At 61.8% G+C, this 19,318-nt stretch carries 17 protein-coding genes; 8 read left to right on the top strand and 9 right to left on the bottom strand.

Going from position 1 to position 19,318, the window contains the following annotated elements; genetic code table 11:
- Positions 1-63: 63 nt before the first annotated feature.
- On the top strand, positions 64-783 hold the full coding sequence (locus tag A3AC_RS0128240; protein ID WP_025602896.1) for a haloacid dehalogenase type II: 720 nt from the start codon (positions 64-66) through the stop codon (positions 781-783).
- A 41-nt stretch (positions 784-824) separates the two neighbouring features.
- Here A3AC_RS0128240 and A3AC_RS0128235 read toward each other — a convergent pair whose 3' ends face one another.
- Both A3AC_RS0128235 and A3AC_RS0128230 read right to left on the bottom strand, forming a co-directional pair.
- Positions 825-2,300 (bottom strand): NAD-dependent succinate-semialdehyde dehydrogenase, encoded by a 1,476-nt coding sequence (locus A3AC_RS0128235; RefSeq protein WP_025602894.1) that lies wholly within the window; start codon positions 2,298-2,300, stop codon positions 825-827.
- 246 nt (positions 2,301-2,546) lie between these two features.
- A complete protein-coding gene (locus A3AC_RS0128230; protein WP_025602893.1) occupies positions 2,547-3,563 on the bottom strand; it encodes a LacI family DNA-binding transcriptional regulator in 1,017 nt (338 codons plus the stop codon).
- A 252-nt stretch (positions 3,564-3,815) separates the two neighbouring features.
- Between A3AC_RS0128230 and A3AC_RS0128225 the strand changes: the two genes are divergently transcribed.
- The 6 genes from A3AC_RS0128225 (at position 3,816) to A3AC_RS0128200 (ending at position 11,431) form a co-directional block, all read left to right on the top strand.
- Positions 3,816-4,955 (top strand): ABC transporter ATP-binding protein, encoded by a 1,140-nt coding sequence (locus A3AC_RS0128225; protein ID WP_025602892.1) that lies wholly within the window; start codon positions 3,816-3,818, stop codon positions 4,953-4,955.
- Positions 4,956-5,081: 126 nt separating this feature from the next.
- Positions 5,082-6,335 carry an ABC transporter substrate-binding protein gene (locus A3AC_RS0128220; protein WP_025602890.1) on the top strand — a complete coding sequence of 418 codons (1,254 nt, stop codon included), beginning with the start codon at positions 5,082-5,084 and terminating at the stop codon, positions 6,333-6,335.
- A gap of 64 nt (positions 6,336-6,399) precedes the next feature.
- The gene (locus tag A3AC_RS0128215) at positions 6,400-7,305 is read left to right on the top strand and encodes a carbohydrate ABC transporter permease (protein ID WP_025602888.1); all 906 of its coding nucleotides are present in this window, start codon (positions 6,400-6,402) and stop codon (positions 7,303-7,305) included.
- Positions 7,306-7,323: 18 nt separating this feature from the next.
- Positions 7,324-8,175, top strand: a complete 852-nt coding sequence (locus tag A3AC_RS0128210; RefSeq protein ID WP_025602887.1) for a carbohydrate ABC transporter permease — start codon at positions 7,324-7,326, stop codon at positions 8,173-8,175.
- A 36-nt stretch (positions 8,176-8,211) separates the two neighbouring features.
- Positions 8,212-10,176: a beta-galactosidase gene (locus tag A3AC_RS0128205; protein WP_025602886.1), complete on the top strand. Its 1,965-nt coding sequence runs from the start codon at positions 8,212-8,214 to the stop codon at positions 10,174-10,176.
- A 94-nt stretch (positions 10,177-10,270) separates the two neighbouring features.
- A complete protein-coding gene (locus tag A3AC_RS0128200; RefSeq protein WP_025602885.1) occupies positions 10,271-11,431 on the top strand; it encodes a glycoside hydrolase family 53 protein in 1,161 nt (386 codons plus the stop codon).
- Between the two features lie 42 nt (positions 11,432-11,473).
- Here A3AC_RS0128200 and A3AC_RS0128195 read toward each other — a convergent pair whose 3' ends face one another.
- From A3AC_RS0128195 to A3AC_RS0128175, 5 genes are all read right to left on the bottom strand, one after another.
- The gene (locus tag A3AC_RS0128195; RefSeq protein ID WP_025602883.1) at positions 11,474-11,803 is read right to left on the bottom strand and encodes a hypothetical protein; all 330 of its coding nucleotides are present in this window, start codon (positions 11,801-11,803) and stop codon (positions 11,474-11,476) included.
- Between the two features lie 95 nt (positions 11,804-11,898).
- A complete protein-coding gene (locus tag A3AC_RS0128190; RefSeq protein WP_025602881.1) occupies positions 11,899-13,257 on the bottom strand; it encodes an MFS transporter in 1,359 nt (452 codons plus the stop codon).
- 376 nt (positions 13,258-13,633) lie between these two features.
- On the bottom strand, positions 13,634-13,978 hold the full coding sequence (locus A3AC_RS0128185; protein ID WP_025602879.1) for a cupin domain-containing protein: 345 nt from the start codon (positions 13,976-13,978) through the stop codon (positions 13,634-13,636).
- 43 nt (positions 13,979-14,021) lie between these two features.
- Complete coding sequence (locus A3AC_RS0128180; protein WP_025602877.1) at positions 14,022-15,008, bottom strand: succinylglutamate desuccinylase/aspartoacylase domain-containing protein; 987 nt, start codon at positions 15,006-15,008, stop codon at positions 14,022-14,024.
- Between the two features lie 14 nt (positions 15,009-15,022).
- Positions 15,023-16,105, bottom strand: coding sequence for a tartrate dehydrogenase (locus tag A3AC_RS0128175; protein ID WP_025602875.1), 1,083 nt, complete (start codon positions 16,103-16,105; stop codon positions 15,023-15,025).
- Between the two features lie 146 nt (positions 16,106-16,251).
- On the opposite strand from A3AC_RS0128175, the gene A3AC_RS0128170 reads away from it, so the two are divergent.
- Positions 16,252-17,175 (top strand): LysR substrate-binding domain-containing protein, encoded by a 924-nt coding sequence (locus tag A3AC_RS0128170; RefSeq protein WP_025602873.1) that lies wholly within the window; start codon positions 16,252-16,254, stop codon positions 17,173-17,175.
- A 29-nt stretch (positions 17,176-17,204) separates the two neighbouring features.
- Here A3AC_RS0128170 and A3AC_RS0128165 read toward each other — a convergent pair whose 3' ends face one another.
- A complete protein-coding gene (locus A3AC_RS0128165) occupies positions 17,205-17,702 on the bottom strand; it encodes an Lrp/AsnC family transcriptional regulator (RefSeq protein WP_025602871.1) in 498 nt (165 codons plus the stop codon).
- 52 nt (positions 17,703-17,754) lie between these two features.
- The gene (locus A3AC_RS0128160; RefSeq protein ID WP_025602869.1) at positions 17,755-19,176 is read right to left on the bottom strand and encodes an aspartate aminotransferase family protein; all 1,422 of its coding nucleotides are present in this window, start codon (positions 19,174-19,176) and stop codon (positions 17,755-17,757) included.
- Between the last annotated feature and the right edge of the window lie 142 nt (positions 19,177-19,318).

The following is a 19,318-nucleotide window of genomic DNA, read 5'->3' as shown; positions in this document are numbered from 1 at the left end:
CGTCGGTACGTGCAGGATAACCTACACTGTTGCTTTGATCCGCTGATAGACGAGGAGCAACCAATGCGGCTGACCGACTTCGACACGCTGACGTTCGATTGCTATGGCACCTTGATCGATTGGGAAACAGGCATCTTCGAGGGCTTGCGGCCGCTGCTCGACCGCGTCGGGCGAACACTTACGCGCGACCAGGTGCTGGAGGCGCATGCGCGTCATGAATCGTCGCAGCAGAAGTACACGCCTTACCGGCGCTATCAGGAGTTGCTGCCCATCGTCTATAAGCGCCTCGCGGAAGAATGGGGCGTGCCATACACGCTCGCGGATTGCGACGCGTATGGCAAGTCGATCCGAGATTGGCCCGCATTCGACGATTCGGCCGCAGCGTTGCAGTACCTGAAGCAGCACTACAAGCTGGTCATTCTTTCAAATGTGGATAACGATAGTTTCAGCTACAGCAACGCCAAACTCAAGGTCGAGTTCGACGCGATATTCACTGCGGAGGATATCGGTTCATACAAACCGTCACCGCGCAATTTCGAGTACATGCTGGAGAAGCTCGGTGAACGCGGCGTTCGCAAAGAGACTATTCTGCACACTGCGGAAAGTCTCTTTCACGATCACAAGCCGGCGAATGCATTAGGACTCTCGTCCTGCTGGATTTATCGCCGGCATGCGAAGCAGGGATTCGGCGCGACGATGGATCCGGGCTCCCAGCCGAAGTTCGACTTTCGCTTCAACAGCATGACCGAACTGGTGGAAGCCCATCGCAACGCTTTGGCGTAACGCTGCAGGGTAATGGTCCCGCGTAGCGCGAGCCCGACGGCTCATTGATCGAGGCCGCCCTGGCACAGGTACTTGATCGACAGATAGTCGTCGAGCCCGTACTTCGAGCCTTCGCGGCCGTAGCCCGATTCCTTCACACCGCCGAACGGCGCGGCTTCGCTCGACACCGCGCCTTCATTGATACCGATTACGCCTGCTTCCAGTTGCGCAGCCACGCGGTTGATGCGCCGCACGTCCTGCGTATAGAAGTAAGCGGCGAGACCGAACGGCGTATCGTTCGCGAGGCGGAGCGCTTGCGCTTCGTCAGTGAAGCGGAACAGCGGCGCGACCGGTCCAAAGGTTTCTTCGCAACACACGAGCATGCCGTCCTGCGCGTTGGTCAGCACGGTCGGAGCATAGTAGTTCGTGCCCAGTTCGCTCAGGCGCTTGCCGCCGGTCAACACGTTTGCCCCTTGTTTTACGGCGTCTTCCACATGACGCGCGATCTTGTTGATGGCGCGCTCGTTGATCATCGGGCCGATTTGCGCGCCCGGATCCGTTGCGGGCGCAACCTTCAGCGCGGCCACGCGTTTCGCGAGCAGATCGGCGAAACGCTCATACACACCCGCCTGCACATAGACGCGATTCGGGCACACGCAGGTTTGTCCGCCATTGCGGAACTTCGCCGCGATGAGGCCGGCGACGGCTGCGTCAAGATCGGCGTCGTCGAAGACGATGAACGGCGCGTTGCCGCCGAGTTCCAGAGAGAGCTTTTTCAACGTGGCGGCCGACTCGCGCGCGAGATGCTTGCCGACCGGCGTCGAACCTGTGAATGTGATCTTGCGCACGCGTGCATCGGCAAGCCAGTCGGCCACGGCGTCAATGCCTTGCTCGCGCGAAGCCGACAGCATGTTCAGCACGCCGTCGGGCACACCCGCTTCCTGCGCAAGCGCAGCGAGTGCGAGCGCGGTGAGCGGCGTGTCTTCGGCGGGCTTTGCGATGACCGTGCAACCGGCTGCGAGGGCGGGCGCAATCTTGCGGGCGATCATCGCGAGCGGGAAATTCCACGGCGTGATCGCGGCCACTATGCCGATGGGTTCTTTCACTGCGCTCATGCGCTTGCCGCGCTGCTGCTGCGGAATGATGTCGCCGTAAATGCGCGTTGCTTCGTCGGCGAACCATGCGACATACGAGGCTCCATAGGCGACTTCGCCCCGGCTTTCCGCGAGCGGCTTGCCTTGTTCCGTCGACATCAGCTTCGCGAGATCTTCGGTGTTCGCGACGATCAGCGCGTGCCAGCGGCGCAGAATTTCAGCGCGCTCGCGCGCAAGCTTGCTGCGCCATGCGGGCAGCGCGCGAGCGGCGGCGTCGGTGGCGGCGCGCGCGTCCGCGGCACTGCTGTTTGCGACTTCTACGATCGTTTCGCCCGTTGCGGGATTGGTCACGGGAAAGCGCGCGCCGTTTGCGGCGGCGATCCACTGGCCGTCGATGAAATTGAGCGGGCGGATCAGTTCATTGCGCGTCAATGCGAGAGACATTGCGTTGCTCCTTGGGTTGCCCGTTTCGCGGAATCGGGCGTGCGGTTTCTTCCGTGTTGCGCCGCGTGGCGCGGCGGGATGCATGGGGCCATGCGATAAGCCGATGCTACGCGTGTCGCGCAGTCAATGAATCGCCTCAGAAAGCGGCCTACGGCGTGCAGATCGTTTTTTTCGAGCCGTCACAGCATATTCTGCTGAATGCAGTGGCTGCCGCTAATCACTGAGCGTTGCTCAGCGGTGTCCGCATCAACGTCTGCGGCACGGCCCTGTCGACGCGCGCACCACGAGTTGCGGCGGCGGCCCGAGCACCATCGACGGTTGCCGTTCTGGAGTCTGAATCAGGCGGATCAGACTTTCTATCGACAACTCAGCGATCTGCGGGGTTTGAATCGCCACCGTGGTCAACGCGGGGTGGACCTGATGTGCGAGCTGAATGTCGGTGATGCCGATAACCGACACGTCGTCGGGCACCGCGCGGCCCAGTGTGATCAGGGCCTGCGCCGCGCCGATCGCAAGCAGGTCGTTGGTCGCGAAGATAGCCGTGACGAACGGTTTCACCGCCATCAACTGCATGCACGCGGCGTAGCCGGCGTCGATCGAGTCGCGTATCTGCAGTACCGCGGCGTTATCCGATTCCACGCCGGCGGCGCGCATGGTCGCGCGAAAGCCGTTGGAGCGCGCATCCTGCAGACCGCCGCAACCGTCGCCGATCAGCAGGCCCACTTCACGATGGCCCAGTTCGAGCAGATGCCGCGCGGCCAGCTCGCCGGCGCGCGCAAAGTCCACGGCGATGCAAGGCAGTGCGGGCGGCGTTTCCGGGTGTTCCCACATGGCCAGCAGGATCGGCGCACTGTGCGTAGCCGACGCGCACAGGTCGTTGATCGCGATGTCGGTATTCATCACGAGCACACCGTCCGCCAGGGTGCCCGCGATCTGGTTCAGATAAGCGCGGCCTATTTCGGCGTCGTCGTCGGTATTGCACACCATCAGGAAGTAACCGGCTTTGCGCGCGGCCCGTTCGGCAGCCAGTACGAACTCAGGGTAGAACGGGTTCGATATGTTCGAGAGCATCAACGCAAGCGTCGACGAGCGGCCCTCGGCCAGTGCGCGCGCGTTCAGATTCGGCCGGTAGCCCAGATCCGCAATGGCTTTCAGCACGCGCTCCGCTGTTTCGGGGCGGACTTTCTCGCGATTGCGCAACACGTTGGATACCGTGGCGGCAGTGACGTGCGCGCGCTTTGCGACTTCAGACAGGGTGACCATTCTCTTGTTATCCCAAATTCAGGGAGCGCGCTTCAGATGTTGCAAGCAGCGAGCGACATTGATAACTTGCTGGAAAGCACAACTTTGGACCAGCCGCCTTCGCGTGCTGTACACGAATCGCGGTGAACAGGAGACACTCAATATGGCTTTCGCGCCCGACCTCGAATTTAAGCGATTAAATGCCCTTCGCACAAGGGTTCGCCAACTATTTTTTGCTTGGAATTTAAGCGATTAAATCCTCGAGAGGCAACCATGGCGTCCATTCGTCTATCCAACGTGGAGAAGTCATACGGCGGCCACGCGCCGGTGATCCGGCGCGTCAATCTCGAAGTCGCGCAGCACGAGTTCTGTGTGTTTCTCGGCCCTTCCGGCTGCGGCAAGTCAACCTTGCTCCGCATGATTGCCGGTCTGGAGGATGTAAGCGCGGGCGAATTGCATATCGGCGGCCGCCTGATGAACGACGTGCCCGCGGCCGGGCGCGGCGTCGCGATGGTCTTCCAGAGCTACGCGCTGTTTCCGCACATGACGGTGTTCGACAACATGGCGTTCGGTCTGAAGCTCGCCAGGCAGCCGAAGAGCGTGATTGACAGCAAGGTCCGCGAAGCCGCGCGCATTCTGCAACTCGACGAGCTGCTCGACCGTTATCCGAAAGCGCTGTCCGGTGGCCAGCGCCAGCGTGTGGCAATTGGCCGGGCGATTGTGCGGGAGCCGGGTGTGTTTCTGTTCGACGAACCACTGTCCAATCTCGACGCCGCATTGCGCGGACAGACGCGTGTCGAGATCGCGCGTCTGCACCAGCGCTTTGCCGATGCGAGCGTGGTCTACGTCACGCACGATCAGGTCGAAGCGATGACGCTCGCGGACAGAATCGTACTGCTGCATGCGGGCGCCGATGCGGAGCAATTCGGAAGCATCGCACAGAGCGGCGCACCGCTCGAGTTGTATCACCACCCGAACTCGCGTTTCGTCGCGGGCTTCATCGGCTCGCCGCGCATGAACTTTATCGACGGCGTGGTCGATTTGATAGAACCGGGCAAGGTCCTGGTGACGCTCGCGCAAGGAAGCGAGCAGTTGACCGCTTACGTCGATGGCCGGCGCCTGCAGCGCGGTGAGCGCGTCACGCTCGGCGTGCGTCCAGAGCATTTGCGTCTGGACGGCGATGAACAATTCATTCAGTGCACAACGCTGCTCGCGGAGCGGCTCGGCGAGCACAGCTACATTCACGCGGATCACGCGGCGGGCTCGCTCGTGGCCAAGGCGCCGGGCGATTCGTCTGTCGGCTCCGGCGAGCGCATGCGCATTCATGTGCCGCCTCACGCGTGTCATCTGTTCGACGCACAAGGTATCGCGCTGCGCCGTAGCACGTTCGACCCCGAGCGCGTTGCTGCATGATTGCGCCGCTCTGCATGCATGGCCGCAAGCCATAGCCGGTTTTTCACGCTGGATTCCGCCATAGAGCGGTTCACAACGTTGGCAGCCATTCGCTGCCAGCCAACAAGGTAGTCAAGGAGACAAAAGATGATTGCTCTTCGCCTTCGCCGTCTTGCGCGCGTGTCGGTTGCAGCCGCGCTCATTGCCGGCTCGCTCGGCCATGTCGCGGCCGACGCCGCCACGCTCACCGTCAACGTGTCGGCGCGCGGCAATCAACGCTCGACGTGGCAGGACGCGTTCGACAAGTTCAAGAAAGCCAATCCCGACGTCGATCTGAAAGTGACCTACATCACCGAGGAAGCGTACAAGGTGCAGATGGGCGGCTGGCTCGCGACCGATCCGCCGGATGTAGTGTCGTGGCACGACGGGGAGCGCATGGCGTATTACGCGCAACGTGGCCTGCTTGAAGACCTCACGCCGGACTGGAACAAGAACGGCTGGTCGCAGCAATATGCATCGGTGAAGGAAGCATCGACGTATAAGGGCAAGCAGTACGCGGCGCCGCTCGGCTACGACGCTTATGGCTTCTTCTATCGCAAGGACCTGTTCGAGAAGGCGGGCATCAAGGGCGAGCCCAAGACGTGGGACGAATTTCTCGACGCGTGCAAGAAGCTCAAAGCGAGTGGCGTTGCGCCCATCGCGGTCGCCGCTCGCGACAGCTGGACACTTGCCGCATGGTTCGATTATCTGGACCTTCGCATTAACGGCAACGCGTTCCACCAGCAACTGATGGCGGGACAAATTCCGTACACCGATGCGCGCGTGAAAAAGGTCTACACCGCGTGGAAAACGTTGATCGACGATCACTACTACATCGACAACGCGCTCTCCTACGATCTCGATTCAATCGCACCGTTTCTCGTCAGCGGCAAAGCCTCGATGATGTTGATGGGCACGTTCTTCTCCGCGAGCATTCCTGCATCCGTGAAGCCGCAAACGGGCTTTTTCCGCTTCCCGGTGATCGACGCGAATGTACCGATGGCCGAAGACGGCCCGGTCAACGTGCTTCTGATTCCGGCAAAGGCGAAGAACAAGACCGACGCGCGCAGGCTGCTTGCCTTCATGGAACAGCCGCAAATCAACGCGGATCTCGCGCGCGGCTGGGGACAATTGCCTTCCAACAGTCAGGCAGCCGAACCTGAAGACGCGATCTCGAAGGTGGGCTTCCAGACGCTCGCCAACACGAAAGGCGGCATTGCGCAGTTCTACGATCGCGACATGCAGAAAGAAATGGCCGACGAAGGCATGAAAGCGATGCAGCAGTTCTATAGCGACCCGTCGCAACTCGACGCGATACTGGCGCGCCTCGAAACGACGCGCAAACGCATCTACACGAAGTAAGGTCCGCTGCGCCGGCGCCACACTGCGCCGGCGCATGCTTTCGATTTCCGACGAGGCTCGATCCATGTCTCATTCCGCAGCGCGCCGCCTACCCGCGGCCCGGCATCGTCACGTCTCGACGACGCGCCGTCATCAGCATCGCGCGGCGTTGCTATTTCTTTTGCCGGGCTGTGCGTTGTTTTGTCTATGCGTGATCTATCCAATCATCAGCAGCATTTCGCTGAGCTTTTATCATTGGGACGGCATGACGGCGAAGACATTTGCGGGCTTCGACAATTACGTCGAGCTATTTCACGCGGATACCTTCTACATAGCGCTAAAGAACAATGTGCTGTGGCTCGCGCTGTTCCTGCTCGCGCCGCCGCTGGGGCTGCTGTTCGCGCTTTATCTAAATCAGCACATTCGCGGCATGCGTGTCATGAAGTCGCTTTTCTTCGCGCCGTTCGTGTTGTCCGGCGTGGTGGTCGGTGTGGTGTTCAGCTGGTTCTACGATCCCGGCTTCGGCCTGCTGCGCTTGATTGTCGGCCACGGCATTCCTGTGCTCGGCGACCCGAAGACGGTGACGTTCGGCATTATCTTCGCCGCCTTGTGGCCGCAGACACCATTCTGCATGGTGCTGTACCTAACCGGCCTCACAGGCATCAACCCTGAAGTGGTCGAGGCCGCGCGCATGGAGGGCGCAAAAGGCTTGCGTCTTTTGTGGCACGTGATCCTGCCGCAATTGCGGCCCGCCACTTTCATGGCAGTGGTGCTCACCGTGATCGGCGCGCTGCGCAGCTTCGACCTCATTGCGGTGATGAGCGGCGGAGGCCCGTTCGACAGTTCCACCGTGCTCGCCTATTACATGTACGACCAGGCCATCAAGTACTACCGCGAAGGCTATTCCGCGGCGATTGCCGTCGTGCTGTTCGCCATCATGCTCATCTACATCGTGTTCCATTTGCGCCGCATGCTGCGCGAAGAACGCTGATTACAGGAGTCACGCGTCATGTATCCGCTTCCTGTCGAACGCTGGAAACCGCTCAATCGTGCGCTTTATAAGGCGTCTTTGCCGATCGCGCTATTAGTCTGGCTGTTGCCGATGCTGGCTGTGCTCGTCACGTCGATTCGTTCTTCCGACGAGCTTTCGCAAGGCGATTACTGGACATGGCCCAAACATTTCGCGCTGATCGAAAACTACGGCACCGCGCTCACGCAGACACCGATGCTGCATTACTTCGCGAACAGCGTGCTGATCACGGTGCCTTCGGTACTCGGCGCGATTGTGCTCGCGTCGATGGCGGGCTTTGCATTGGCCACCTATCGCTTTCCCGGCAATACCGTGATTCTTCTCGGCTTCGTGGCCGGCAATTTTGTGCCGATCCAGATCCTGATGATTCCAGTGCGCGACATGGCGCTGAAGTTCGGCCTGTTCAATAGTGTGTGGGCGCTCGTGATCTTCCATGTTTCTTTTCAGACCGGCTTCTGCACGCTGTTTCTGCGCAACTTCATCAAACAGTTGCCGTTCGAAATGATCGAGGCGGCGCGCGTGGAAGGCGCAAGCGAATGGACCATCTACTGGCGCATCGTCTTGCCGCTGATTCGTCCAGCGCTCGCCGCGCTCGGCATCCTCGTGTTTACCTTTGTCTGGAACGACTACTTCTGGGCACTGTGTCTCACGCAAGGCGACGAAGCCGCGCCGATTACCGTGGGCGTCGCCGCACTCAAGGGGCAATGGACGACCGCCTGGAATCTGGTGGCCGCCGGCTCTGTGCTCGCCGCGCTGCCTTCCGTATTGATGTTCTTCGCGATGCAGAAGCATTTCGTCGCCGGCCTGACCTTTGGTGCAAGCAAGGGCTGACCGGCCATTCGACGTCACTCACAACGAGACTCTCTCATGCAACTTGGTGTCTGCTATTACCCGGAACAATGGCCGCGCACGATGTGGGCCGACGACGCTGAGCGTATGGTCGAGCTCGGCATCACGCACGTGCGTATCGCCGAATTTGCGTGGAGCCGGATGGAACCGTGCGCTGGCGAATTCGTGTGGGAATGGCTCGACGAAGCGATTGCCACGCTCGCGAATGCCGGGCTGAAACTGGTGCTTGGCACGCCGACCGCTTCGCCGCCGAAGTGGTTGATCGACGCTCATCCAGATGTGCTCCCCGTGCGCGCCGACGGCACGCGTTGGAATTTCGGCTCGCGGCGTCATTACGATGTTTGCAGCGAAACCTATCGACGCGAGTGTCTGCGTATCGTCACTGCAATGGCGCATCGTTATGGGCGGCATCCTTCGATTGTCGCCTGGCAAACGGATAACGAACTCGGTTGTCACGAGACGGTGCCGAGCTATTCGGCCGCTGCGTTAAAGGGCTTTCAAGCATGGCTGCGTCGACGCTATGAAACGGTCGCAGCACTCAACGACGCGTGGGGCAACGTGTTCTGGAGCATGGAGTACGCGTCGTTCGAAGCCGTCGAATTGCCGAACCTCACACCGACGGATGCCAATCCGATTCATCTGCTCGACTTTCGCCGCTTCATGTCGGACGAGGTGGCGGGTTTTCATCGCGAGCAGGTTGATGTGTTGCGCCGCCACGCGCCGGCGGCCGACGTGCTGCACAACTTCATGGGCTTCTTCACGACGTTCGATCATTACCGCTTTGCCGAAGACAAGGCGCTCGACGTCGCTGCATGGGACAGCTATCCGATTGCGCGCACCGAATCGATTGCGCTGCCCGAGGAGCAGAAGGCCCGTTACGCGCGCACTGCACATCCCGATGTATCCGCATTCGATCACGACCGTTACCGCGCAATCGGCCGCGGGCGTTTCTGGGTGATGGAGCAGCAGGCGGGCCCCGTCAACTGGGCGCCGTGGAATCCGGTGCCCGCCAAAGGCATGGTCAGGTTGTGGGCTTACGAAGCCTTCGCGCATGGTGCCGAACTGGTGTCGTATTTCCGCTGGCGTCAGTGCCCGTATGCGCAGGAACAGATGCACTCGGGCCTCAAGCTGCCGAACAACGAACTGTCACCTGGCGGTCTCGAGGTGCAACAGGCGGCACGTGAGATTGCCTCCGTAGCGGAGTTCGCTCGACTCGACGCTCCTGCACATGCGGCTACTGCGGTGCTGTTCGACTACGAGACGCAGTGGATGTTCGAGATTCAGCGCCACGGCAAGGACTTCGATTATCAGACGCTGGTCTTCGACTATTACGAGTCGCTGCGCGAGCTCGGGCTCGACGTGGACATAGTCTCGAGCAAGGCCGACCTCTCGCCGTATCGGCTCGTGGTCGTGCCGAGCCTTGCCGTGATCGACGACGCATTGGTCGAGCAGATCGAGCGCGGTTCCGCGCAATGGGTGTTCGGTCCGCGCAGCGGCTCGAAAACCAGCGCATTTGCGATTCCGGACAACCTGCCGCCCGGCGCGCTGCAACGTGTGCTGCCGATGCAGGTGCTCGAAGTGGAGAGCTTGCGTTCGTCGCTCGCGCCTGCCGTTTCGATTGGCGGCATGGATGGCGTCGCGCTCCATTGGCGCGAGCACGTGCGTGCCAACGGCGAGACGCATATACATGCGCAATTCGCCGACACGTGGCCCGCAATTCTCGCTCATGGGCGCGTTCGTTACGTGGCCGGCTGGCTTTCGCACGGATTGCATCGCACGGTGCTGCAGCAGGCCGCGCAGGAAGCCGGCATCGCGACGCAATTGCTGCCGGAGGGTTTGCGCATCCGGCGTCGCGCGGATCTGAACTTCGCGTTCAACTTTGGCGCAGAGCATGTGCAGGTTCCCGTGCCGGCCAATGCGACCTTCCTGCTGGGACAGCCGCAGCTCGCCACTGGCGGTGTCTGCGTATGGCGGGAGGCATGAGGTACAGAGCAGCAAGGCAGTGGCATTCGGCAGCTTCAATCTGAACCGGGCGTGCCTATCAAGGAGCCGCCATTTGATAGATGGAGGATGACAGATGAATAGAAGAGAAATGCTGGGATGGCTCGCGTCCGCGGCGGCAGCGGCGGGCGCCGGCTCGATGATCGGCGCGCCGGCCATGGCGGCTGACGCGAAATCGGCCGGCCGTGTCGGGCGATTTGCGAAAGGCGTGGACATATCCACGCTGCCCGAACTGGAAGCGAACGGTGCGAAGTTCTACGAGCACGGCGTGCCGCACGACTGTCTGCTGCTGTTGAGGAGCCACGGCGTGGACTCGATTCGCATCAAGGTGTGGAACGATCCTGGGAATCCGAACTATTTTCCCGCCGATCAGAGTCCTGCCGCCGGCTACAACAACGCGGAGCATGTGCGTGTGCTGGCGCGCCGTGCCGCCGCGCTCGGCATGCGCATCCTGATCGACTTCCACTATAGCGACTGGTGGGCCGATCCGGGCAAGCAGTATCCACCGCATGCATGGGCCGGCAAGGACATTACGGAGACTTGCGCGCTGCTGTCGGCGTACACGTCGAACGTGCTGAACCTGCTCAAGCGCGACGGCGTGCGTCCCGAGTGGGTGCAAGTAGGCAACGAGATCACCGGCGGCATGCTCTGGCCGCTCGGCAAATACGATCAGTGGGACAACCTCGCACAATTGCTGAAGGCCGGGCATGACGCGGTCAAATCGGTCGATGAGCGCATCAAGGTCATGCTGCATATCGACAGCGGCGGCAACAACGCGACGAGCCGCTGGTGGTTCGATAGCGCAGTAGAGCGGGGCGTGAGCTTCGACATGATCGGCCTATCGTATTACCCGCAATGGCAGGGCGCGCTGAGCGATCTGCAAAACAATGCGAACGATCTCGCAACGCGCTACGACAAGGACGTGATGGTGGTCGAGACTGCCTATCCATGGACCACCAGCGACGGCGACTCCGAGCCCAACGCAATGACCAATACCGGCTCGACCACTTTCCCGCAGACGCCGGCCGGCCAGGCACAATTCCTCGCGGCAGTCGCCGAAATCGTAAAAGCAATTCCGGACGGCCACGGTAAGGGTGTGTTCTGGTGGGAACCCGAATGGATCCCGACGCCGAATGTGGGATGGAAAGCCGGTGCCGGCGATCAGTGGGACAACAATACGTTGTTCGATTTTCACGGCAACGTACTGAGTTCGCTGGATGCGTTTCGCAAGCTGTAAGAGCCTGTGAAAGCGCCCGCGCAGCGCAGCTCAAAGCAGGCGTTAGTGCGCTAACGCCTGCTGCTTGTGCGCCTTCGCGCAGTCGGACGTGAACGCCATGCTGGCCTGATCCGGTGTCATGCGCGGTGCGTTCGGCGCATAGATCTTCTCGATGATGGCGGCGAAAGTCCGGCGGTCCGCATCGTCGCGATAGTACCTGGCGGCCTGATCCAGCGCCTCGGCCCTGGTCTTTTTGTGGGCCCGCCATGAGGCGACCTGACCGGCAATATCGCCGATCGCAAAGCATTGCTCGCTGACCGTTTGCGCGACGGCGGGAACGGTCGCCTGCGCAAGACACGCTGCAAGCAATGCCGATACGACTACGCGTTTCATCACGACGGATCCTGTTGGGCGCAAAGGCCGCAGTTTAACGCGGCAGCGAACCGTTGCTGGCCGCGTCGATTCGTCGCTGCGCGGCGGCCCACCACTCAATGCCCAAACGACTCCGCTTTCGACACCGCCGCATTCGACACATACGGCCGGGCCGCCTGCTTGATCAGCAGCGCGATGCACGCAATGATGCCCGCGACGGCAATCGTCGCGAAGATGCCGCCAAACGTGAAGTGACGGCGCGTCAGTTCCGCCACGAGGAATGACCCCGCAATGCCGCCGAATCGCCCAATGCCAAGCATCCACGCGACGCCCGTGCCGCGGCCTTGCGTCGGGTAGAACGCGGCGGCGAGCGCGGGCATCGACGATTGCGCGGTGTTCATCAACACGCCCGCCACGAACACGATCAGCACCAGCGCGCCGACATTGCCCGCCGCCTGGCCGATGAGGTACACGCTCACGGCCGTCAGCGCATAGCAGGCTGCGATGATCCGGTTCGCGTTGAAGCGGTCCATCAGCACGCCGCACACCACGGCGCCCACGCCGCCCAGCGGGAACAGCGCGGAGATCAGCGTCGCGCGTTGCGGCGTGAGGCCGGCATCCTTCAGCAGAATCGGCATCCAGTTGATCGACGCGTAGAAGATCACGAGGCCCATGAAGTAGGTGATCCACAGCATCACCGAGCCGATAATGTATGCACGCGACAGCACCACAGCCGCGCCCTTGCCGCCGGTTTGCGGCGCGGTCTCTGTCATCGTGAACGATTCTGCCTGAGCGGCTGCGCTCGACACGCGCGCGAGCGCCGCGCGAATCCGCGCGACCGGCTGATTGTTGGCGACCATATAGCGTACCGATTCCGGCATGCTGATCATCAACAGCACGAGCAGCACGAGCGGTGCAATACCGCCGAGCACGAGCACGCTGCGCCAGCCGAAATGCGGAATCATCCACGCGGCGAGGAAGCCGCCGAATGCCGCGCCAAGCGGAAAGCCGCAAAACATCAGATTGATGATCGTGGCGCGGCGGCTGTCCGGACAATACTCGCCCATCATCGTGACCGCGTTCGGCATGGCCGCGCCGAGGCCGACGCCGGTGACGAAGCGCAGCACCGTCAACTGCTCGATGCTCGTCGAGAAAGAGGAACCGAGGCACGCCGCGCCGAACAGCAGCACCGAGCCGAGCAGCATCGAGCGGCGCCCGAGCCGGTCAGAAAGCGGTCCCGAGGCCAGCGCACCGCACGCCAGACCGAACAGCGCCGCGCTGAGCACCGGCGCGAGCGCCGGTTTGGCGATGCCCCATTCGGCGAGCAACGACGGGGCAATGAAGCCGATGGCGGCCGTGTCGAAACCGTCCAGCAGCACGATCACAAAGCACATGAAAAACACGAGCCACTGGAACGGCGAAAATGGGTGCTCATTGAGGAAGGTCTGAACGTTCACAGCGTCGCTGCGATTCATGATGTGTCTCCTGACTGCAAAAAGGCTCGTCGGAGCGAGCCTTGTCTTACCTGACGGGCGCGCCCCGCGGGCGCCGCGCTATGGCGGCGCCTCGCACCCGGCCGCTGCATGATTCATGGTATGCGGACGGATAGGTCGTCGCCATTAAATTTCGGTGTGTTCGTATATAGAACTCCGATTCTTAGGGCGAACAGGCGCCACTGTAAGGAATTTCCTGACAAGGGGTCAACGCGGGATTACCCGACACTGTGGCCGGTTCGCGTCGAAACCGACAATGGAACAGGAGTGAGCGGAAGGCAGAAGCCGCGGCGCGCCGAGCGCGCGCCGGGTAAAACGGTAAGAGAAAACCGCAGGTGAGAGGGACCTGGCGGCGGACTCAGAGAATCACGTACACCTTGCGCATGGTCTCGTCCACTTCCCACAGGCCTTCGGTATTCGCTTCGAAAAACAGCGTGTCCCCACCCGCAAAGTGAACCGTCTCTTCATTGTCCGGCGTGAAGCGTCCGCGGCCGGACAGGATATGCATGACCTCCGCCTGCTTGACCGAGCGGCGATACGTGCCGGCCGAGCATTCGAAGATGCCGGTGTCGATCGCCTCGGTGCCCTTGATCACGCGCTGCACTCCCCAGACGCGGATTGGCGTGGTACCCGGCAAGCCGGCCGTGCCCCAGTCCTCGAGATTCTGCAGATTCACGCTTTGTCTGATTTGTTGAACCTTCATGGCTTGATTGGCCTTCACTCACTGTATGGATGCACGCGCCCGCTCACAGGCCGCGGGTTGAAGTGTCGATAGTTCGCTCGATCTTGCCGAGGCGCACGACCGTCACACCGGGGCGCAACTGCCGCAACGAGGGCATCACGAGCATGCAGTCGTCGTAAGGCGTGGTGACTGCTTCACCGTTGGACCAGCCGATTACGGCGCCGGCTTCGGGAAAGATTTCGAGCCCCGTGTAGGGTCCGGCGAACCGGAAATCCATGCTCGTGGCGACCACCGGTTGCGTTACCCGCACGATGTGCTGCACAGGCGGCAAGGGTGCGAGCCAATCCGCGGGCAGATCGCTTTCGTCGACTACACCCGCGAGCAGCAGAAAGCGCGCGGTGGTGTCGCGCGCCACTGCGACGGCGCTCTTCTCCCAGTGCTGCCCGCATTCGATCAGCAACGCGTTCTTTGTGCTGGCCGGGTCGCCGAATCCTTCGTAGTCGCGCATGCGGCGGCCTTCCGGATGGCCTTCGTCGCAGATAACGGTGGCGGGCGTGCCGAGCTGCGCGGCAAGGTCGATGCCTTTTTGCAGCGGCCCGGCGACGATCAGCGGCTTGCTCTTCTCGTGCATCGAATGCAGATCGAGCAGCGCGTCTACGCTGTCGATCACCGGCCGCATCGCCCGGGCCCGCGCAAGCTCGCTGGAGTTGCGCGATGCATCGTCGAGCACCGCCGCGGTCCACACGCGGTTGAAATCCTGATCGACGAAACGGGCCGCATCCGGCTTCGCGGGATCGAAGCGCCGGTATGCGTCGACATTGGCAAACGCGAGCGTGAGCCGCCCGCGGCGCGGCCGCAAGCCACGGCGCAGCAGGTCGTCCACGACAATCGCGCCGCACACTTCGTTGCCGTGCGTGAGCGCATTGATCATGACGTGCGGGCCGGCCACGCCGGAGTCGAACGTATGAACGTAGGCAATGCCCGACGACGATTGCTCATGCACCGAAATGTCGGGGAACCCGACTTCGATCGGATAGTTTTCCATGCTCATATTCGCGCTCATGCTCAGCCGAGCCTCGCTGCAATGGCCTGGCCGACTTCCGTGGTGTTCGCCTTGCCGCCCAGGTCGCCGGTATGCGGGCCTTCCACCAGCGTCGCTTCGATGGCGGCCAGAATCGCGTCATGCGCCTCGCGCTCCTTGCCCTCGTGATTGCCGAGGAAGTCGAGCATCATCGCGGCGGACCAGATCATCGCGATGGGATTCGCAATGTTCTTGCCGGCGATGTCCGGCGCCGAGCCGTGCACCGGCTCGAACAGCGAGGGAAACTTGCGGTCCGGGTTCAGATTGCCCGACGGCGCGAGACCGATGGTGCCCGTGCATGCCGGGCCGAGGTCGGACAGGATGTCGCCGAACAGATTGGTGGCCACTACAACGTCGAAGCGATCCGGGTTGAGCACGAAGCGCGCGCAGAGAATGTCGATGTGCTGCTTGTCCCACGTCACGTCCGGATATTGCGCCGCGATGCCCGCCGCGCATTTGTCCCACCACGGCATGCTGATCGCGATGCCGTTGCTCTTGGTCGCGACCGTGATCTTCTTGCGCTCGCGGCGTTGCGCCAGGTCGAACGCGAACTTCAGCACGCGTTCGCTGCCGTGCCGCGTGAACACCGATTCCTGCAGCACGAACTCGCGCTCCGTGCCTTCGAACATCACGCCGCCTACTGACGAATACTCGCCCTCGGTGTTCTCGCGCACGATCCAGAAGTCGATGTCGCCCGCCTTGCGGCCCGCGAGCGGCGAAGGCACGCCCGCAAAAAGCCGTGCCGGCCGCAGGTTGATGTACTGATCGAACTCCCGGCGGAACTTGAGCAGCGACCCCCACAGCGAGACGTGATCGGGCACGGTGTCGGGCCAACCCACCGCGCCGAACAGAATCGCGTCGGCCGATTGCAGTTGCGCCTTCCAGTCGTCCGGCATCATCTGGCCGTGCTTCGCGTAGTAGTCGCAGCTTGCCCACTCGATATGCTGGTACTCGAGCTCAAGGCCAAAGCGCGTTTTTACCGCGTCGAGCACACGCAGTGCCTCGGGCATGACTTCCACGCCGATGCCGTCGCCGGGAATGACTGCGATCCGATATTTCCTGGACATGTTGCGCTCCTCCATTGAGTGCTGGTTCTGATTCGATGACAGTTATTCTATTCCTGCTGTTTGGCTCTAAAATGATCGCTTTAGTTAAGCCACTGTGCACGATTCGTGTACAAAACCGAGCGCCGCTGAGCGCCACCAGGCAACCTATGAACGCCGTTCCGTCACCCGATCTCGGCGATTTACGCGTGTTCTGCGAAGTCGCGCGCAAAGCCAGTTTCAGCGCGGCGGCCGAGTCGCTGTCGGTGTCCGCGGCGTATGTCAGCAAGCGTATCAATGTGCTCGAGACCACGCTCGGCACGCGCCTCTTGCACCGCTCCACGCGCCGCGTCGCGATTACCGAGGCGGGCGAACGCGTCTACACGTGGGCCGAAAAAATTCTCGACGACGTCGATCAACTCGTCGAAGACGTCTCCACCACGCGCCGCATTCCCGGCGGCAAGCTGCGCATTTCCAGCAGCTTCGGTTTTGGCCGGCGCTTCGTAGCGCCCGCGCTCGCACGTTTTTCCGAACGTTATCCGCAACTGAGCGTGCGGCTCGACTTGTTCGACCGGCTCGTGGACGTGGCCGGCGAAGGCTTCGATCTGGACATTCGCATCGGCGACGAGATCGCGCCGCATCTGATCGCTCGTCGGCTCGCGTCGAATCATCGGGTGCTGTGCGCGTCGCCCGATTATCTCGCGCGGCATGGCGCGCCGCGTCAACTGGCGGATCTGTCGTCGCATGCGTGTCTCGCGATCAAGGAGCGCGACCATCCGTTCGGCTTGTGGCGGTTGACTGTGCGCGGCGAGGCGGCGTCGATCAAGGTCACTGGACCGTTGTCGACCAATCACGGCGAGGTCGCGGTGCAATGGGCGCTGGCCGGTCGCGGCATCGTGCTGCGTTCGATGTGGGATGTGCGGCCGCTGCTGGAAAGCGGCCAGTTGCAGCAGGTGTTGCCGGAGGTCACGCAGCCGGCGAACCTGTGGGCGGTGTATCCGGCGCGGCTCGCGCAGTCTGCGAAAGTGCGGGTTTGCGTGGACTTTCTCAGCGAAGAGTTCGCGCAATGGAGTCTGCCGGAGGCGGGCGCATGATCCGGCGTTAGTGCGTAGCGGATGAATGCCTACTGGTGATTCTGCGAGAACAGCGTTTCGAGCGGATAGTGGCTTTTGACAAACGGCGACTTGATGATCACGTAGCTGAAGTACTTTTCAATGCCGATGTCGCGTTCAAGCAAGCCTTCAATAATGCTCTGATAATGGCTCACGCTGCGCGTGACGAACTTCAGCAGGTAATCGTAGCCGCCGCTCGCAAGATGGCACTCCACGATTTCATCCACGTCGCGAATCGCATTCACGAACTTGATGAAGTCTTCCCGCCGATGATCGGCCAGCGTGACTTCTGTGAAAACGATCTGCACGTCACCGAGTTTTTCGAGCTGGATCTGCGCGCCGTAGCCGACGATGTAGCCGGCTTTCTCCAGCCGCTTGACGCGAATCAGGCAAGGGCTGGGCGAAAGGCCGACCGCATCGGCAAGCTCGACGTTGGTTATGCGGCCTTTCTTCTGCAACTGGGAAAGAATGCGCAGGTCAATACGGTCTAGCTTGCAGTCGCTGCTCATCGTAACGTCGTGGCTCCGGCGGTTGAAGAAGGGTCTGAGGGCGCCCTCTACTCTAGCATGCAGCGGCAGTAGTTTTGAGCTGGTGGTTCGCCGTGGTTTTGCCGCTCAACGCTGCTCGAACCTCAGCTTGCGCGAGTACGTCGTTCAGGGTTTTCTCGAGCCGCTCGAACATCAGGTCAAAGTCCGATTCGGTGTACGAGAGCGCCGGCGCAAAGCCGAGAATATTGTCGCCGAACGCACGGAAAATCAGGCGGTTTTCATAGGCAGCCGTGGCAATACGCTCCGACAGTTTCAACGCCGGGTCGAACTGCGCCCTGGTGTCCTTGTCGGCGACGAGTTCCAGCGCGCCGAGCAGGCCCCGGTGACGCGAGTCGCCCACGAGCGGATGTGCGAGCAGCGCGTCGAGGCCGCGCGCGAAACGCGGCGCGTGTGCCACGCCGTTCGCGAGCAGACCGCCTTCGTGATAAAGACGCAGCACTTCCAGACCGATCGCCGCGCTCACCGGATGCGCCGAATACGTGTGACCGTGGCCGACAATCGCCTCGGCGTCGCCGTCGGCAATGCCCTGATAGATTTCGTCGGACATCAGCACGGCGCCCATCGGCGCGTAGCCGGCGGTCAAACCTTTGGCGACCGTCATCAGGTCCGGCTCCACGTTCTCGCCCTGGCACGCGAAGAGCGGGCCCGTGCGGCCAAATCCAGTGATCACTTCGTCGGCAAGGAACAGAATGCCGAGCTTGCGGCAGCTTTCGCGCATGGCCGTGAGCCAGCCGACCGGCGGCACGATCACGCCGCCCGAGCCTTGAATCGGTTCGCAGAAGAACGCTGCGATGTTATCGGCACCGAGTTCAGCGACCATTGCTTCGAGCGCGGCGACAGAAGCGGCGATCAGCGCCGCGTCGTCGGCGAAATTGTTGCGGTACGCATACGGCGAGGGCAGGTGATGCTGGTTCGGCAGCGGCAGATCGAAGTTGCGGTGAAACGCGGGCAGCGCGGTGAGGCCCGCGCCCATGCTGGACGAGCCGTGATAGCCGCGTTGCAACGCAATGATGTGCTTCTTCGACGGGCGGCCCGTCGCGTTGAAGTAATGCGTGATGAAACGGATCGCTGAATCGACTGCGTCCGAGCCGCCGAGCGTGAAGTATACGTGCTGCAGCGAAGCGGGCGCGAGCCCCGCCAGTTTTTGCGCGAGTTCGATGGCGGGCTCCGAGCCGAAGTGAAAATAGCTCGTCGCATAAGGCAGTTTCTTCATCTGCGCGGTGGCCGCTTCGATAATGCTCTGCTGGCCGTAGCCCACGTTCACGCACCACAAGCCGGAGAAGGCGTCGAGCAGTTCGTTGCCGGCCGCGTCGCGCAGGAACGCGCCGCTCGCGGATTCGAGCACCGTAACGCCGCGCGCCTCGTGCGCACGATAGTTGATGACAGGGTGAATCAGATGCTGGCGGTCGGCTTCAATGAGCGATTGGATCGGCATGGTGGGTTCTCGTCGCAAAAAGGGCTGTTGACGGTTCCATACTACTGACCAGGGCCGATTGCACGCTTACCTAAACAATTGCCTGAAAAGCGCGCGCGACGCGTTTTGATGCATGCCCATAGCATTTTGTGCTGCAAGGCCC

Origin of the sequence: Burkholderia sp. WSM2230 (assembly GCF_000472445.1) — a bacterium.
GTDB lineage: Bacteria > Pseudomonadota > Gammaproteobacteria > Burkholderiales > Burkholderiaceae > Paraburkholderia.
This window is presented reverse-complemented; position numbering and strand designations above follow the sequence as displayed.

Excerpts from the sequence above, each read along its gene's own strand:
- A3AC_RS0128240 (WP_025602896.1), top strand. The coding sequence starts at position 64 with ATGCGGCTGACCGACTTCGACACGCTGACGTTCGATTGCTATGGCACC.
- A3AC_RS0128235 (WP_025602894.1), bottom strand. The coding sequence starts at position 2,300 with ATGTCTCTCGCATTGACGCGCAATGAACTGATCCGCCCGCTCAATTTC.
- A3AC_RS0128230 (WP_025602893.1), bottom strand. The coding sequence starts at position 3,563 with ATGGTCACCCTGTCTGAAGTCGCAAAGCGCGCGCACGTCACTGCCGCC.
- A3AC_RS0128225 (WP_025602892.1), top strand. The coding sequence starts at position 3,816 with ATGGCGTCCATTCGTCTATCCAACGTGGAGAAGTCATACGGCGGCCAC.
- A3AC_RS0128220 (WP_025602890.1), top strand. The coding sequence starts at position 5,082 with ATGATTGCTCTTCGCCTTCGCCGTCTTGCGCGCGTGTCGGTTGCAGCC.
- A3AC_RS0128215 (WP_025602888.1), top strand. The coding sequence starts at position 6,400 with ATGTCTCATTCCGCAGCGCGCCGCCTACCCGCGGCCCGGCATCGTCAC.
- A3AC_RS0128210 (WP_025602887.1), top strand. The coding sequence starts at position 7,324 with ATGTATCCGCTTCCTGTCGAACGCTGGAAACCGCTCAATCGTGCGCTT.
- A3AC_RS0128205 (WP_025602886.1), top strand. The coding sequence starts at position 8,212 with ATGCAACTTGGTGTCTGCTATTACCCGGAACAATGGCCGCGCACGATG.
- A3AC_RS0128200 (WP_025602885.1), top strand. The coding sequence starts at position 10,271 with ATGAATAGAAGAGAAATGCTGGGATGGCTCGCGTCCGCGGCGGCAGCG.
- A3AC_RS0128195 (WP_025602883.1), bottom strand. The coding sequence starts at position 11,803 with ATGAAACGCGTAGTCGTATCGGCATTGCTTGCAGCGTGTCTTGCGCAG.
- A3AC_RS0128190 (WP_025602881.1), bottom strand. The coding sequence starts at position 13,257 with ATGAATCGCAGCGACGCTGTGAACGTTCAGACCTTCCTCAATGAGCAC.
- A3AC_RS0128185 (WP_025602879.1), bottom strand. The coding sequence starts at position 13,978 with ATGAAGGTTCAACAAATCAGACAAAGCGTGAATCTGCAGAATCTCGAG.
- A3AC_RS0128180 (WP_025602877.1), bottom strand. The coding sequence starts at position 15,008 with ATGAGCATGGAAAACTATCCGATCGAAGTCGGGTTCCCCGACATTTCG.
- A3AC_RS0128175 (WP_025602875.1), bottom strand. The coding sequence starts at position 16,105 with ATGTCCAGGAAATATCGGATCGCAGTCATTCCCGGCGACGGCATCGGC.
- A3AC_RS0128170 (WP_025602873.1), top strand. The coding sequence starts at position 16,252 with ATGAACGCCGTTCCGTCACCCGATCTCGGCGATTTACGCGTGTTCTGC.
- A3AC_RS0128165 (WP_025602871.1), bottom strand. The coding sequence starts at position 17,702 with ATGAGCAGCGACTGCAAGCTAGACCGTATTGACCTGCGCATTCTTTCC.
- A3AC_RS0128160 (WP_025602869.1), bottom strand. The coding sequence starts at position 19,176 with ATGCCGATCCAATCGCTCATTGAAGCCGACCGCCAGCATCTGATTCAC.